Here is a 14251-nt window from a genome sequence, read left to right as displayed (position 1 = left end):
GCTCGCCGTTGCGCCCGACACGCCGTGTGCCGCTGCAACGACGAGCACCTCGGCGCCGTTCGATGAGGGGAGCGCAGCGTGACGGACGGTAGCGGGACGGACGCGGACGGAACAGTGTTCGCGGTGGTCGGACCGGGGGCGGTCGGCGGCCTGCTCGCGTGGCTGCTGCAGCGCGCCGGTCACGACGTCGTCGCCGTCGGACGCCCGGCGACCGTCGACGCGATCAACCGCGACGGACTCGAGGTGCGCAGCGAGCTGTTCGGCGACGGCGTGGAGCGGGTGCGCGCCGTCACCGAGGTCCCGGCCGGCGCGAGCGTGATCGTGGCGACCAAGGCGTACGGACTGGACGACGTGCTCCCGGGAATCGTCGCCTCGCGGCCCTCCGAGGTCGTCTCGTTCCTCAACGGCATCGAGCACATGGCGCCGCTGCGCGACGCGCTTCCGGGCGTCCCGGTCGCCGGCGCATCCATCGCGGTGTCGGCGCTGCGCGCATCCACCACGGTGATCGACCACCGCAGTCCGTTCGTCCGCATCGAAGCTCCGGAGGCGGCGGCCGGGTTCGCGTCGGTGCGTGCGCTGACGGATGCGGGACCGAGCGTCCGGGTCGGCGGCAGCGAGGCGGAGGTGCTGTGGGCGAAGTTCCGGCTCCTCGCCTCGCTCGCGTTGCTCACCTCGTACTGGCGGCAGCCCGCGGGCGCCGCCCTCAGCGAGGATCCGGAGCTCACCGAGGCGGTCGTCTCCGAAGTCGTGGCGTGCTCCACCGCCGAGGGCGTTCCGGCGTCGGAACTCGACCTGGTCCGCGCCCTGCGAAGCGTCCCGGGCGGGATGCGGACCTCCCTGCAGGAGGACCTCGCTGCGGGGGCGCCCAGCGAACTGGACGCGCTCGGTGGTGCGCTGATCCGCGTCGGTGAGCGGCACGGGATCCCCACTCCGGCTCTCTCGCGCATCCTCACGGCGCTAGGCTCGAACGCGTGAAGATCGCACGTTTCAGCCACACCCGCGACGGTTCCAGCTCTCCGGCCATCGACTACGGGATCGTCGACGACGACGCGCTGGTGGTGCTCTCCGGCGATCCGATGTTCACCGGCTTCGACACGACCGGCGAGCGCGTGCCGCTCGGCAAGGTCGGCTCGCTGCTGGCCCCGGTCATCCCGCGGTCGAAGGTCGTCGCGGTCGGCAAGAACTACCGCGAGCACGCCGCCGAGATGGGCGGCGAGGCGCCGGGGGAGCCCCTGCTGTTCCTCAAGCCGAACACCGCGGTGATCGGCCTCGGCGACGCGATCATCATCCCTCCGCAGTCGGAGCGCGTCGACTATGAGGGCGAGCTCGCCGTCGTGATCGGGAAGATCGCCCGCAACATCCGTCCCGAGGACGCCGCGGAGCACATCTTCGGCTACACGGTGGCGAACGACGTGACCGCCCGCGACCTGCAGGAGAAGGACGGCCAGTGGACGCGCGCGAAGGGCTTCGACACCTTCTGCCCGCTCGGCCCGGTCATCGAGACGGAGCTGGCTCCGGATGCGGTGCTGCGGACGCGCCTGAACGGCGAGCTGAAGCAGGAGGCGCCGATCTCGGACATGGTGCACGACATCCCGTCGATCGTCGCCTACGCCTCCAGCGTCTTCACCCTCCTCCCCGGGGACGTCATCCTGACCGGAACGCCGTCTGGAATCGGCCCCATGAAGGCGGGCGACACGGTCGAGGTGGAGATCGACGGCCTCGGTTCGCTGGTGAATCCGGTGCGCGCCCCGAAGTAGGCCTCCCGGTAGGATCGAAGACGTATGTCTGACTCGATCGCTCACCCGTTCTCCTCCGCCCAGGGCGCCGATGTGCGCGTGCGCTTCTGCCCGTCTCCGACGGGTACGCCGCACGTCGGCCTGATCCGCACCGCCCTCTTCAACTGGGCGTACGCCCGCCACACCGGCGGCAAGCTGATCTTCCGCATCGAAGACACCGATGCGGCCCGCGACAGCGAGGAGAGCTACCAGCTGATCCTGGAGGCGCTCCGCTGGCTGCGCCTCGACTGGGACGAGGGCATCGATGTCGGCGGCCCTGACGGCCCGTACCGGCAGTCGCAGCGGTACGGCATCTACCGCGACCTGATCGAGCGGCTCCGCGCATCCGGCCACATCTACGAAAGCTTCGCGACGGCCGAGGAGATCGAGGCGCGCAACGTCTCGCTGGGACGCGACCCGAAGCTCGGCTACGACAACTTCGAGCGCGACCTCACCGACGAGCAGAAGGCCGCGTACCGCGCGCAGGGCCGTGAGCCGGCCCTGCGACTGCGCGTCCCGGACGACGACCTCAGCTTCGACGACCTGGTGCGCGGCGAGATCACCTTCAAGGCCGGATCGTTCAGCGACTTCGTCGTCGTGCGCCCGAACGGCCACCCGCTGTACACGTTCGTGAACCCGGTGGACGACGCGCTCATGGGCATCACGCACGTGCTCCGCGGCGAGGACCTCCTGTCCTCCACCCCGCGCCAGATCGCGCTGTACCACGCATTGATCGACGCGGGCGTGACCACCTTCGTGCCGCGCTTCGGCCACCTGCCCTACGTGATGGGCGAGGGCAACAAGAAGCTGTCGAAGCGTGACCCGGAGTCGAACCTGTTCCACCACCGCGACCGCGGGTTCATCCCCGAGGGCCTGGTGAACTACCTGGCGCTGCTCGGCTGGTCACTCACCCACGACCGCGACGTGTTCTCGCTCGAGGAGATGGTGGCCGCCTTCGACGTGAAGGACGTGAACCCGAACCCCGCACGTTTCGACCTGAAGAAGGCCGAGTCGATCAACGGTGACCACATCCGGCTTCTCGACGTGTCCGACTTCGCCGAGCGCACCATCCCGTACCTGGTGGCGGCCGGTGTCGTCCAGGAGCCGTTGACGCCCGCCCAGCACGAGGTGCTCACGAAGGCGGCGCCGCTGGTTCAAGAGCGCGTGCAGCTGCTGGGGGAGACCCCGGGGATGCTGGGCTTCCTGTTCACCGATGCCGCATCGCTCGTGGTGGAGGACGACGCGCGCGCGTCGCTTCCCGCCAACGCCGGTGAGATCCTCGCGGCCTCGCTCGGTGCACTCGAGCTGGTGCCCGAATCCGAGTGGACGCACGACGCCATCGAGTCCGCGCTGCGCGATGCCTTGATCGAGGGACTCGGGCTGAAGCCGCGCGTCGCGTTCGGTCCGCTCCGCGTGGCGCTGTCCGGTCGCCGGGTGTCGCCGCCGCTGTTCGAGTCGATGGAGATCCTCGGCAAGGCGGAGACGATCGCCCGGCTCGACCGCTTGTCGGCGTCGCTGGGATAACCGATATGGCCGGGGACGCTGCAGGCGTGGAGTCGTCGTACGAGGTCGTCGTCATCGGCGGCGGCCCCGCCGGGCTGTCGGCCGCGCTGAACCTCGCGCGGGCGCGCCGGAAGGTGCTGGTGGTGGACGGTAACCGTCCGCGCCACGCAGCGACCCTGCTCGCCCACGGCTTCCTGACCCGCGACGGCATCTCGCCGCTCGAGCTGCGCCGGATGGGCCGCGAGGAGGTCGACGCGTACGACAACGCGACGGTGGTGTTCGCCCAGGTCGGCGGCGTCGGGGTCGAGGACGACGGCTTCCGGGTGACGGGCCGCGGCGTGCGCGGGGGCGCGGACGTGGATGTGCGGACCGACACCGTCCTGATCGCCACCGGTGTCACGGAGGCGATGCCCGCCATCCCGAGCCTGCGTGCGTTCTACGGAACCCAGCTGCATAGCTGCATCGAGTGCGACGGGTTCGAATCGTCGGGCAAGCCGCTGGCGTTGATCGGGGAGACCCCGGACCTCGCCGAGCGCGCTCTGCTCCTCACCCAGTGGACCGACGACCTCATCGTCTTCACCAATGGCGCCGAGACCGTCGGGACGGACGAGGAGCGCGCCCTGGCGCGGCTCGGTGTCTCCGTGGAGCGCCGCCGGATCGAGGATGTGGTGGGCGAGAAGGGCGTGATGACCGGCGTCCGTCTGGAGGACGGCACGGTCGTCGAGCGGGCCGGCGGATTCGTCCGCCCGGTTTGGTCGCCGGCGCTGTCGTTCGCCGAGACGCTGGACCTCGACCGCGACGCAGAGGGGTACCTCCTCACCGACGCCAGCGGTCGCACCTCGCTGCCGGGCGTGTACGCCGCGGGCGAGACGACGGCCCCCGGACCGCAGCAGCTGATCGTGGCCGCGGGGTCGGGCGCAGTGGTCGCGGCGGCCGTCAACAGGGACCTCATCGGCCTCTCTCTGGAGGACGCCGCCGTTTTGTAGTCCGGCCCGCGGGTAGGCTAGAGTTGGTTCTCGTGCCCGGGCCACGGTTCGGAGCAGTGGGGTATGGTGTAATTGGCAACACGGCTGATTCTGGTTCAGTTGTTCTTGGTTCGAGTCCAGGTACCCCAGCAGTGATATGACGTCGAAAGGCCCGGAAATCCGGGCCTTTTTCCGTTCGTGATCGGCCATTTCGCGTCGCCCGCCGCGCCCGGCGCCCGCGGAGTTTCTTCTTCTCGAAATCATCGCTGGTCATTGCAGATCACCCCAAGTTGTTCCAGTTTTCTGCGACTTTTCTGCAACTCTGAACGACCACCGGCACAGCAGAAATGCCCCCGCCGGGTCGACGGGGGCATCCAGTGGTCGAAGCCTCAGCGAAGCTGGCTGGTCACACTCGAGACGTCGGGTGCCATCTGAACCCGCTCGATATACGACTCCCTGGTGGTCGCGACCGAGGCGTGCCCGAGAGCTGCAGCCGCTGCCTCTTCGCCGTGCTCCCGAGCGACCGCGTTGCCGACAGTCCTCCGCATCGTGTGCGTGGAGAGCCAGCCTTCGAAGTCGGAGCCACCGATAACCTCGCGAAGAGTCCGTCGCAGGTTGTTGAGGTTCAGCGGCTGACCGGTTTCCGTCGCGAACAGGAGCCCTGATTCGGTGGCACCGGCGCGCCGAAGTAGTACAGCCGCCGCCCACTCATCTGCCCACACCAGACGCTTCTGGTTCGTCTTGATGTGCTCTTGGATGATGTATCGCCCAGGAGTCTCGTAGACCGGCCGCTTTCGTCCGGGCACGGTAGTTCTCGTGCCACTCGCTTCCCTGTACACCACGGCGCCGTGGACGCTGACTTGTACGCGTCCGTCGGGCCGCAGGACCACGTCTTCGGCACGGAACGCCGCGACTTCGCTCACTCGTAGGCCGGTTCCGAGTTGCACGGTCAGCACGTCCCGAAGCGTGTCGTGAGCGCGCCGGGACTTGGGGCCGCCGCGAGGACGCTGACTGTCGGACTCCAGCATCGTGAATAGCGCCTTGACCGAGTTAGCGGACAGGGCGCGGACCTCGCCGCGACGCCGGATGAGGCGCTTGGGGAGGCCCGAGATCCAGTCGTCTCGAATCGCCCTGCCTCCCTTCGTGTGCATCTTGCGGATGATGGTGCGGCAGCTACGGGCCTCGCTGGGGTGCTTCGAGTTGAGGGTCGTGAGGAACTCGCCGAGGAGGTGTCCGTCGACCTCATCGAGGAGGAGATCACCGATGGTCGGGATGATGTGGTTGCGGATGGAAGCCCGGTAACGGCTCACCGTCTGCGTCGCCAGGTCGGCGCTTTGCTCGTACTCCCTGAGGACGAGTTCCGCCAGCTCGCGGATTGTGGACTCGGATGTGAGCGTCGACATGCTGCTGCCGGTCCGGCGGCCGTTGATCTTCTGGGCGGCATTGAGACGTAGCTTGTCCGCGGCAGCACGGGAGCCGCCCGTCCGCTGTATGCGATGGGTGGTTCCCCACGGGTCTCGGTATGCACCGCTCACCCGGACGCGGCCGTCAGCGAGTGTCGTGTAGGCGAGTTTGCCCCACGTTCCCAGTGAGGTGCGCGGGCGGCCAGTCATCGGGCGCTCCGACGCGGGCCGAAGAAGGCGATCACGTCGTCAGGGCGCCACCGCCGAGACCGCCCGATGTTGTCCACCGGCACGGGAAGCTGTCCTCGGGAGGACATGTTGCGGACGGTGCCGACCGCAACCTGGAGGTATGCCGCGATGTCGTCCGTCGTCCAGAGCCGGTCGACTCGCAAGGTCTTCTTCGTGGTCTTGTCGCTCATGTGGTTCTCTCTCCCGCAAGAGGCCGGTCGTCTCCGAGGCGGGCGAGGCGACCGTTGAGCTTGGTGCTCTGGAGCGGAAGCGATCATCCGGGATCACTCGGGCTCAACACTGCTATGCGCGGGATCGGCCGGTCGGGTGTGAGCCATCGGCGGAGCGCCGTCTCCGATGCGGGGACATATGGAGATCGCTGGTAGCGCTCGGCGGGCAATGACTCCACGCCGCCCCGCCTGGCGCACCGTGCGCCGAGGCGCACGCTCACCACAGCCGCAGTCTGTTGCAGGGATGAAGCGGGAGTAGCAGAAGGCGACTGTCCGCAGACGAGCCGCCACCTTAACCGCATCATCGGTATAGCCAGTCCGACACCGCGTGTGAGGGTCCTGGCCGCGCCGACCACATCTTCAGCGCAGGCGCACAGTGCGTCCACACAGGTCTCCGGAAGGACCCCACCATGATCAGCATTCAGGCCACCAAGGGCCAGGTCATCGGCGCCGCCATCGCCATCAGCATCGGAGTCGCCGGCATCTTCGGCACCTTCTCCTACGTCAACTCCGTCTACGCGGCCGCCGCCACCCACAGCGTCGCCCAGTCGCGGTAAGCGAACAGGGAGCCCGCGAACCGACTGTGGGAGGGTGCCGCCTGCGCCGACCACATGGTGACAGGGCGGAGAAGCCGCCCCGGAGACGAGTGAGAGGACTCGCAGAACATGACCGCAGTACTCGCCGTGGCAAGGACAGGACTCCGCCGCCGGGCCGTCCTTGCGATCGCCGTCAGTATCGCCGTCGCGCCTGTCGTGACCAGCGCGCTGGTCTTCGACCACGTCGTCTCTTGCCAGGAGGGCGCAGCGCACCAGTCCTCGACGACAGTCGTCGAGCTCACCCGGAGGGTCCACCTTCCAGCGCGAGCCTCCGGCGACAACTGACGGGAGGACGAGCAGCCGCATCTTCATCAACGAAACCCAGCAGTAGACACCCATCACCACATCACCCGAAAGGACCACAGCACCGCATGACCAACCGATCCAACCGCCGCTCCAACGCCGTCCGGCTCGCAGCTGGTGTCATCATCGCCAGCGTCGCCTTCGGCGCTGCCGGTTGCACTACGCAGCAGCAGGCGCCGATTGCGGCGCAGCAGCCGCACACCACAGCATCCGCAGCACCGAAGACCGCCGAGACGAAGCAGCACCCTGCGCAGCAGACTCCGCTGCAGACCTTCACCCCACCGGTCGTGCAGCAGCCGGTGATCTCCACCCCCGTCATCCAGACCATCCAGGGCCCCCGCGGAGCCACCGGCGCGCGCGGAGCCACCGGCGCACCTGGTGTGGGGAGCCCCGGGAACGACGGCCAGCCAGGCCAGCCAGGCCAGGCGGGCCCAGCAGGCCCCGCGGGCCCGTCAGGCGGCGATGACAACGGCGGCAACCCGCCGGTACGTGACACCACGCCGTGGAATATCGCCGACCCGACGTTGGCCACGGCTATTCGCGTCTCCCTCGGGCTTCCTGACTCGGCCCAGCTCACGCTAGACGACGCTGCGCGTCTCAATGACAACAATGACGCGCCGGTTCGGAAGTACGCTTCGATGGCCGGGGGCGCGGCGACGTACGAATACCGGGGCCTGGAGGCGGCGACGAACGTCACGCAGCTCGACACCGTCTACACCTCCGGTCCGACCCCCTTCGACGGCCTAGAGAACATCCGCTACATCGGTGACCTGGAATCGAGTGGCGCCGTGGGCGATGTGAGCCTTCCCAACCTGACCTCGATCGGCCAGATGATGATCGGCGCCGGACCTCAGACCGGGGACATCTCGCTACCCGCCCTGATCCAAGGTCTCGGCGACGTGGTGATCTACTGCAACGGCAACACGGGGATCACCAACGTCGACCTGTCGGCTCTTCGGGAGGCCGCTGGAGCAGTTGGCGTCATGGGATGCCCGTCCCTCACCACTCTCGAGCTCCCGTCGTTGGAGTCCACTGGCACCCTCTCATTCTTGGACTCGCCGTCCGCCACCAGCATCGGCGTTCCGTCGCTTGAAACCGCAGGAGCCCTGTCTGTCAGCGGCACCCGCATCACTGACCTTGAGCTGCCCGTTCTGAGGCAGGTCGGGCAGTTCGCCGTGTTCAACAACCCTCTTCTCCAGTCGCTGCGAGCAAATGCGCTCACGACCATCTCGCAGAGTGCAGGCATGTGGGCTGACCCAAGCCTCATCTGGGACCCCAACGGCTTCCCATCCCTGGTCGGGCCAGCACCGGCGGGATTCAGTTCCTACCTGCCGGACTGGCCGGTCACGGATCTGCCGACGACGCTGCAGGCGTACCTCGCCGCCAACTAGCCCCTGGCACCGAAAAGGCCCGAGCTCACCGCTCTCGGGCCTTTTCGCGTTCCTGCGTTCAGGGGCCGACGATGTTGTTGGCAATCTGACTGCTGTGGATGAGGCGCCCCTGCGCGCGGCCAGGGGTGATCACCGTGCCGTCCAAGTAAGCACTACCGACCGTGGTGGATGTCCAACCCGTACTAGCCACCTCGGCTGGTGCGGTCCCTGGCGCCAACGTGGGTGACCCGGCGGTGTAGGTGACGTCGCGCCCGCCGAGGTTGCGATAGTGGAAACTGACCCCGGAGTTGCCGGGCAGCAACGTTTCCGTGGCGGCCGGCGCCAGCGCCGTGCCCGCGCAAGACGTCCCGGTGAGCGTCGGGTAGACCGTGGTGGCAACTCGGAGCCCGGAGGCCCTGTCGAACGTCCAGCTGTCGGTCCGGCACCCGGTCGCTGCCGGCACGGTCATCGTGACGGTGTGGTCGTCGGCGGGGGTGATCTGGACGGCCTGCCGGACGCTCTCGCGCCAGCGCATGTCTGTCGTCGTGACGTCGCGGATGGACGCGGCCGTGGCGGCGACGCTGTGATTCAGCGTCGTCAGCGCGATCACGCCCGTGCTGATCGCGCCCATCATCGTGGCGGAAACGACGACGGCGATAATCGTCTCCGGCAAGGTGGCTCCGTCGTCGCGGACAAGACACTCCCGGATCCGCTTTGCCACTGTGGAGACGCGGGCGCGGCGCCCTGCGGTGGTTGCTGATGTCTGCATCGACCCTCCTCAAGTCGCGACGGCCGAACGACCCTCACCGTGTACAGATGCGCCGGAGTGGAAACCGTCCGTCCCTCTGGCCGAAGCGCGGGAGGGTGAGCCGCTTGCCGACCACATCCCCCACGAGAGGGGAGCTGTGAAGGAAGCTCCCCGCCGTAGGGAGAAACCACCACCATGCACACCATCATCAGCAGCCGTGTCCGCAGCGCTATCGCCCGGTTACGCAGCGAACGCTCCACCTTGTTCACCGCCGAGAGCGGTGTCGTCGACCTCGCCTCGATCATGGTCGGCATCCTGGTCATCGGAATCATCGCCGGCGTCATCGCAGCCACCATCGTCGGGGTCGTCCCCTGGGCACAGCAGCAGGCCGCCCAGTCGTCGTTGCGCGGCGTCGTCGACGCGCAGGCGATCGCCCGGATCAACAGCGGCGGCACGTACACGGACTCCGCCGGGTTGCAAGCGGCCAAGCTCCTCCCGGCCTCCGACCTCCATGTTGCGACAGACGCCAGCGGGCGATGCTGGGTTGCCACCGCCACGGCCGCCGGCAAAACCTACATGGCCTGGTCCGGCGACACTAACCCAACGATCCTCACTGACGGACAGAACACCCCCTGCGCGCCGATCACCGCCGCCGAGGAGACCTCTGACCCAGCGCCGACGTGGGCGGTCCCGGACGCTGTCGTCGCCGCCGGGGTCCGCGCCAGCCTCGGCCTCGACGCCTCCCAGCCGCTCCTGCTCAGCCACGCGGCCACGCTGGCCGACTCGAACGACGGGCCGCTGCTCACCGCCATCAAGGGAGCCACCTCAGGCGTCGACCTCTCCGGTCTCGAGCTCGCGAAGGGCGTCACAAAGCTGGGCGTCGGGGCGGTGACGCTCAAGTCCGAGAATGGACTGGGCAACATCACGTCGGCCGGTACGGTCTACTTCAACAGCGTCAAGGGCGCGATCTCTCTCCCTTTCACCTCCGTGACGTCGATCCAGGTCCGCGACGGTGACGGTGTCACAGAGCTCTCGGCGCCGGCTCTCAAATCGGTCACGAACGTGATCAACGTGACCTCCTCCGCCATCACGGCGATCAAGGCACCATCCCTCAGCACCGTCGGCTCGATCAGCGCCCTCTCCGCGGCCACGCCCGCCACCGCTCTCAAGACGCTCGACCTAAGCGCGCTCAGCACCGCCACCGTGGGGATCTTCCTGCAAGGCACAGGGGTGACCGACTTGTCGCTCCCGTCTCTGACCCAGGCGGGCAGCATGTCCCTCGGTGGTGCGTCGCTGGCGTCACTCGAGGTGCCGAAGCTCACCGCGTTCGACGGCGGCCCGGGCAGCGCGGTAACGATTAAGGGAACTGGGCTCGCCTCCGTCGACTTCAGCGCGCTGACCAGCGCAGAAGACCTCTACGTGCAGCAGAACAAGTCCCTTATGAGCGCGCGCTTCCCCGCTTTGAAATCCGCCGGGTACCTGAACTTCAGCAACAATCCGGTCCTGGACCTCGGCACCAGCGGTTTCCCAGCACTGAAGACCTTGAGCAAGGCCGGGTCGATGGGCGTCACCTGGATCGCGAGCTCGCCCACCGCCCTTCCCATCACGGTCCACGACCTCATCAAAGCGACGGGCATCTGGGGTTACAACTAATCCACGCGCAGTCGAGTCCGCCGAGCAGAAGATGAAGCAGCTGATCGGCGCGCTCAGCGAACGAGCCGTCGACGTCACTGAGAGTTCCTGGGAGCGCCAGCGGGGTCGTAGCCCTCCTTCGATGTCGGGCACGCGTCGCAACATCAGCCCCATGAGCACACGCCCCGACTTCATCGCAGACGGAATCCAGAAGCAGCCGTCAGCTGACCGCCTCGCCATGGTCAACGTCCTCACGATCCTCGATGTCGATGGTGTCGTGCTGCGTCAGCCGCCGCGTCCCCATGTGAAGCACCCGCAGTACGAGGACGCCGAAGGCCGCGTGTACGACCTGGACGGTTCGATCGCTTGGAGGAGCTGGACGTCGCGATCGAAGATGGCTCTGAGGCCGGGGTGGAGCTCGCATGGCTGACCTCCTGGGCGGCCATCCCTTACGACCTTGCCGGTGTTCTACAGCGACTGCCTCGCCGGCCGTTCGCCGGAGGGTGGATCCTGCCCGGACAAGCGGTGCGTGCCACGCCCGACCTGACGTGGAAGTTGAACGCGGTGAAGCGGCTCGAGCGGGAGCTCCCTTCGAGCGTCGCCCTCCTCTGGATTGACGACAACCTCCGGGCGATGCGGGCTCTCGACCCGAGCTGGGCGGCCGACCGCAGCCGCGATCGCCTGTTGCTCGCCCCGCCCCCGACCACGGGGCTGCTCCCAGGTCATCTTCGCCAGATCCGTGAGTTCAAGCGGCGCACCAGAACTAGGCCGGATTCGGTGTGAAGTAGCGCCCCACTAGTGCTTAGGCCGCTTATCGCTAGTGAAGGGACCATCCCGCGCATAGGTGGAAGGTGGACCCCGAGATGACCGTTCCCGTCGAGCTGTCGGACTCCGCCGAGCTCGCAACACCGACCGACCCGGCCGCCTACCTTCCCGGCATCGCCCAGAGGGTCGAGTCGGCCCTCAGCCCGAACACCCGCCGCGCATACGCGAGTTCGCTGCGCCAGTTGGACCGGTTCGCGGACGAGCATGGCTGGGACCCCAACTTCCCGGCGACGATCGCGTCGTTCCTGACCTGGGCCCTGGACGAGCGCACCGACGCGTCAGGGAAGAAGACCGGCATCTCCAGTTCTGCCATCGACATCCTGCTCGCGGCCGTCCGGCGCCGCGCTCGAGAGCTCGGCCTCCCCAATCCCACCGAGACCCGGGTGCTGCAAGACTTCATCGCCGGCGCCCGCCGCGAACTCGCCGGCCACCGTGTGCGGAAGGCGAGCGTGTTCACCACCGACCAGTTGCGGCAGGTGGTCGCCGCCATCGACCTCACCAACCCGGTCGGGCGTCGGGATGCGGCGTTGATCCTCACCGCGTACGCGGCCGCCCTCCGTCGAAGTGAGCTCGTCGCCCTCACCGTCGGTGACCTCACCTTCACCCGTGACGGGGTCTTGGTCTACATCAGCCGGTCAAAGACCGACCAGCAGGGGAGGGGCGAGGAGCTGGCGATCGCGCGCGGCACGGGCATCACCGACCCGGTCGCCCACCTTGAGGCGCTCGTCGAGCAGCGCCGTCGCGAGGTGGGGCGCCTCACCGACGACACGCCCCTGTTCGTCCGGGTCTGGTCCAACGGCCGCGCGTTGCACCAGGCACTCACTGGTCAGTCCGTTCCGCTGATCCTCCGCGCCCGGGCGGAGGCTGCCGGGGTCGACCTTCCTGCACTGACCGGCCACTCACCGCGGCGCAGCCACATCACGACCGCGGCCGGTGCAGGCGTGTCGCTGGAGCGGATCGCCAAGACGAGCCGCCACAAGAACCTCTCGGTGCTCGCCGGCTACGTCGACCGGGGGCGCATTTTCGAAGCGACCACGTCCCGCGAGCTCGGGCTCTGACTCCTGTCAGTCCGAGAAGCGGGCCCGGATGACGGTCGCCTGGTCGTCATCGAGCTCCCACCGGGTTCCGTGGACGTGGTCAGCGAACTCCTCTCGGAGGAAGCGTCGGATGGTCTTCGCGCTGACGTCGAGTTCTTCGGCGAGCTCGTTCGGGGTTGTCGTCATGGCACTGACTCTATGTGCGGGCCAGCGCTCGTCGCTGTCGCTTCTCGCGCGCGTCACTGCGGCGCCGACGACCCGTTTGGCGTCTCGACGCCCGCAGCCGGCGAGGACGGTCTTCGGCTCCTCCTGCCTTGCGGCTGGCCGGATCGAAGTGCGAGTCGGCGACTGGGGCGCTCCACTACAAGAAGATGCCTGATTGCTTGTGAGCCTGTGCATAGCGCGAACCGAGTTGCCGACCTGTGAGGGAAAGCGCAGCCGCCGGAACTCCAGCGGCCTTACACACGCTCAGTGTGAGGAGAAGACGCGTTGCATCTCGTACTGCGCGAAGCTCAGCATCCGTCATCGCATCCTTCGCGCCTTGCCCGCGTGGTGCTCCCTCGTGCGCGATCTGATTGCGCGCTCGGAGCGCTAGTGTCACCAATACATCGCGGGCGATCCGTGCCTCGGAGACATGGTCGCCAAGGTCATCGAGCATGGCGCGCAGATGATCACCGAGCGTGGTGTCGGCGGGCTTGTTCCGGCGAACGCGGCGGACGAAGGACTTCTGAGCCTTGTCCATGTCCGGGATGGCCTGCAGTGCCTTCACGATCGGCGCGAGCTGCCTATCGGTGAAGGGAGCTGCACCCTGGATCTCGAAGGCATTGCGTGACCAGACCTCTGCGGCGGCGAGCAGAGCTATCGCCCCGCTCTCGACAAAACCACCCTGATATAGCGTCCCCGCCAATATCTGCGTGACTGGGCGGGCTTCCGTCCGAGCCTCCCACCACCACGCAAAGAGCTGTGGAGCGCGGGCATTTCCTAGGCGCATTGCAAGGTCGTACACCTTCGGTGCCGGTTTCCTGAACGGAAGGTAGCGGGTCTGCCCCAGGATCGCGATCTCGCGTCCAGTGGTTGTCATCCCGGTGACTGCTTGGACCGCGCTGGGCTTGTTGCAGCAGAACGTGATGAGGTCCTCAAGCGCGGCAACGTGGGGAAGGAGTGCGGCCAGCAGAGCGCCGTCCGCTGGCGTGATAACCAGGTCTCCGTTCTCGAGCGTCAGTTTCGCGGGTGGTGCTTCGTCGATGGCTGGCAGCGGAATCTCGATCTGGCCTACCGCGGCACCGTCGTCGAAGCGGTAAGAGAACGCCAGGGAGGCATTCTCGATTGCAAGACGCAGCGATTGCAACTCTTCTTGAAGGCTGTCCGTCCCGACGCGCAACTCGTGGAGGGCAAGGAAGTGCACGCCGTGTCGGATGGCCACGTAGCCGCGAGCGGCTGCTCGCGTGCCACGCACCTTGAAGGTGAAGTCGCCCGCACGCCTTAAGTCGTAGAGGTCGCCCTGGGCGCAATCGACACGGAAGCGCTCCTCGACGGAGTCGTAGCTGAGGACCCCAGGGACGTCACCTTGGCGTGTGGAGAGCCTCACTGGCGCTGGAAGTCTGATGCGCTTCCCAGAAGCTGTAGCGAGCTCTTT

General features: G+C 67.6%; 16 protein-coding genes and 1 tRNA gene. 12 read left to right on the top strand and 5 right to left on the bottom strand.

Annotated features, from left to right (window positions below):
• The first annotated feature begins 78 nt into the window (after positions 1-78).
• The 5 genes from QRN40_RS18165 to QRN40_RS18145 all read left to right on the top strand — a co-directional run bounded on the left by QRN40_RS18165 (position 79) and on the right by QRN40_RS18145 (position 4393).
• Complete coding sequence (locus QRN40_RS18165; protein WP_285117346.1) at positions 79-975, top strand: ketopantoate reductase family protein; 897 nt, start codon at positions 79-81, stop codon at positions 973-975.
• On the top strand, positions 972-1757 hold the full coding sequence (locus QRN40_RS18160; protein WP_285117345.1) for a fumarylacetoacetate hydrolase family protein: 786 nt from the start codon (positions 972-974) through the stop codon (positions 1755-1757). The genes QRN40_RS18165 and QRN40_RS18160 overlap by 4 nt, the downstream gene beginning before the upstream one ends.
• 24 nt (positions 1758-1781) lie before the next feature.
• Positions 1782-3299 carry a glutamate--tRNA ligase gene (gene gltX, locus QRN40_RS18155; protein ID WP_285117344.1) on the top strand — a complete coding sequence of 506 codons (1518 nt, stop codon included), beginning with the start codon at positions 1782-1784 and terminating at the stop codon, positions 3297-3299.
• Positions 3300-3304: 5 nt separating this feature from the next.
• Entirely contained in the window at positions 3305-4264 is a 960-nt protein-coding gene (locus QRN40_RS18150; protein ID WP_285117343.1) for an NAD(P)/FAD-dependent oxidoreductase, read from the top strand.
• Positions 4265-4321: 57 nt separating this feature from the next.
• Positions 4322-4393 (top strand) — tRNA-Gln (locus QRN40_RS18145).
• A gap of 239 nt (positions 4394-4632) precedes the next feature.
• Here the strand turns inward: QRN40_RS18145 and QRN40_RS18140 are convergent.
• A complete protein-coding gene (locus QRN40_RS18140) occupies positions 4633-5856 on the bottom strand; it encodes a tyrosine-type recombinase/integrase (protein ID WP_285117342.1) in 1224 nt (407 codons plus the stop codon).
• Positions 5853-6065, bottom strand: a complete 213-nt coding sequence (locus tag QRN40_RS18135) for a helix-turn-helix transcriptional regulator (protein WP_285117341.1) — start codon at positions 6063-6065, stop codon at positions 5853-5855. Before QRN40_RS18135 ends, QRN40_RS18140 begins: the two co-directional genes overlap by 4 nt.
• Before the next feature lie 449 nt (positions 6066-6514).
• Between QRN40_RS18135 and QRN40_RS18130 the strand changes: the two genes are divergently transcribed.
• From QRN40_RS18130 to QRN40_RS18120, 3 genes are all read left to right on the top strand, one after another.
• Positions 6515-6661, top strand: a complete 147-nt coding sequence (locus QRN40_RS18130) for a hypothetical protein (RefSeq protein WP_285117340.1) — start codon at positions 6515-6517, stop codon at positions 6659-6661.
• A gap of 108 nt (positions 6662-6769) precedes the next feature.
• Positions 6770-6985, top strand: a complete 216-nt coding sequence (locus tag QRN40_RS18125; RefSeq protein WP_285117339.1) for a hypothetical protein — start codon at positions 6770-6772, stop codon at positions 6983-6985.
• A gap of 86 nt (positions 6986-7071) precedes the next feature.
• On the top strand, positions 7072-8394 hold the full coding sequence (locus tag QRN40_RS18120) for a collagen-like triple helix repeat-containing protein (RefSeq protein WP_285117338.1): 1323 nt from the start codon (positions 7072-7074) through the stop codon (positions 8392-8394).
• Positions 8395-8452: 58 nt separating this feature from the next.
• On the opposite strand, the gene QRN40_RS18115 is transcribed toward QRN40_RS18120, so the two are convergent.
• On the bottom strand, positions 8453-9142 hold the full coding sequence (locus QRN40_RS18115; RefSeq protein WP_285117337.1) for a hypothetical protein: 690 nt from the start codon (positions 9140-9142) through the stop codon (positions 8453-8455).
• Positions 9143-9316: 174 nt separating this feature from the next.
• On the opposite strand from QRN40_RS18115, the gene QRN40_RS18110 reads away from it, so the two are divergent.
• From QRN40_RS18110 to QRN40_RS18095, 4 genes are all read left to right on the top strand, one after another.
• Positions 9317-10774, top strand: a complete 1458-nt coding sequence (locus tag QRN40_RS18110; protein ID WP_285117336.1) for a hypothetical protein — start codon at positions 9317-9319, stop codon at positions 10772-10774.
• Positions 10775-10805: 31 nt separating this feature from the next.
• Positions 10806-11183: a hypothetical protein gene (locus QRN40_RS18105; RefSeq protein ID WP_285117335.1), complete on the top strand. Its 378-nt coding sequence runs from the start codon at positions 10806-10808 to the stop codon at positions 11181-11183.
• The gene (locus QRN40_RS18100; RefSeq protein WP_285117334.1) at positions 11120-11536 is read left to right on the top strand and encodes a hypothetical protein; all 417 of its coding nucleotides are present in this window, start codon (positions 11120-11122) and stop codon (positions 11534-11536) included. The genes QRN40_RS18105 and QRN40_RS18100 overlap by 64 nt, the downstream gene beginning before the upstream one ends.
• Before the next feature lie 80 nt (positions 11537-11616).
• Positions 11617-12636, top strand: coding sequence for a tyrosine-type recombinase/integrase (locus tag QRN40_RS18095; RefSeq protein ID WP_285117333.1), 1020 nt, complete (start codon positions 11617-11619; stop codon positions 12634-12636).
• A 6-nt stretch (positions 12637-12642) separates the two neighbouring features.
• Here the strand turns inward: QRN40_RS18095 and QRN40_RS18090 are convergent, their stop codons facing one another.
• Together QRN40_RS18090 and QRN40_RS18085 are read right to left on the bottom strand one after the other, a co-directional pair.
• Positions 12643-12801 carry a hypothetical protein gene (locus QRN40_RS18090; RefSeq protein ID WP_285117332.1) on the bottom strand — a complete coding sequence of 53 codons (159 nt, stop codon included), beginning with the start codon at positions 12799-12801 and terminating at the stop codon, positions 12643-12645.
• A gap of 175 nt (positions 12802-12976) precedes the next feature.
• Entirely contained in the window at positions 12977-14203 is a 1227-nt protein-coding gene (locus QRN40_RS18085) for a hypothetical protein (RefSeq protein WP_285117331.1), read from the bottom strand.
• Positions 14204-14251: the final 48 nt, after the last annotated feature.

Origin of the sequence: Leifsonia sp. fls2-241-R2A-40a (genome assembly GCF_030209575.1) — a bacterium.
Lineage (GTDB): Bacteria > Actinomycetota > Actinomycetes > Actinomycetales > Microbacteriaceae > Leifsonia.
This window is presented reverse-complemented; position numbering and strand designations above follow the sequence as displayed.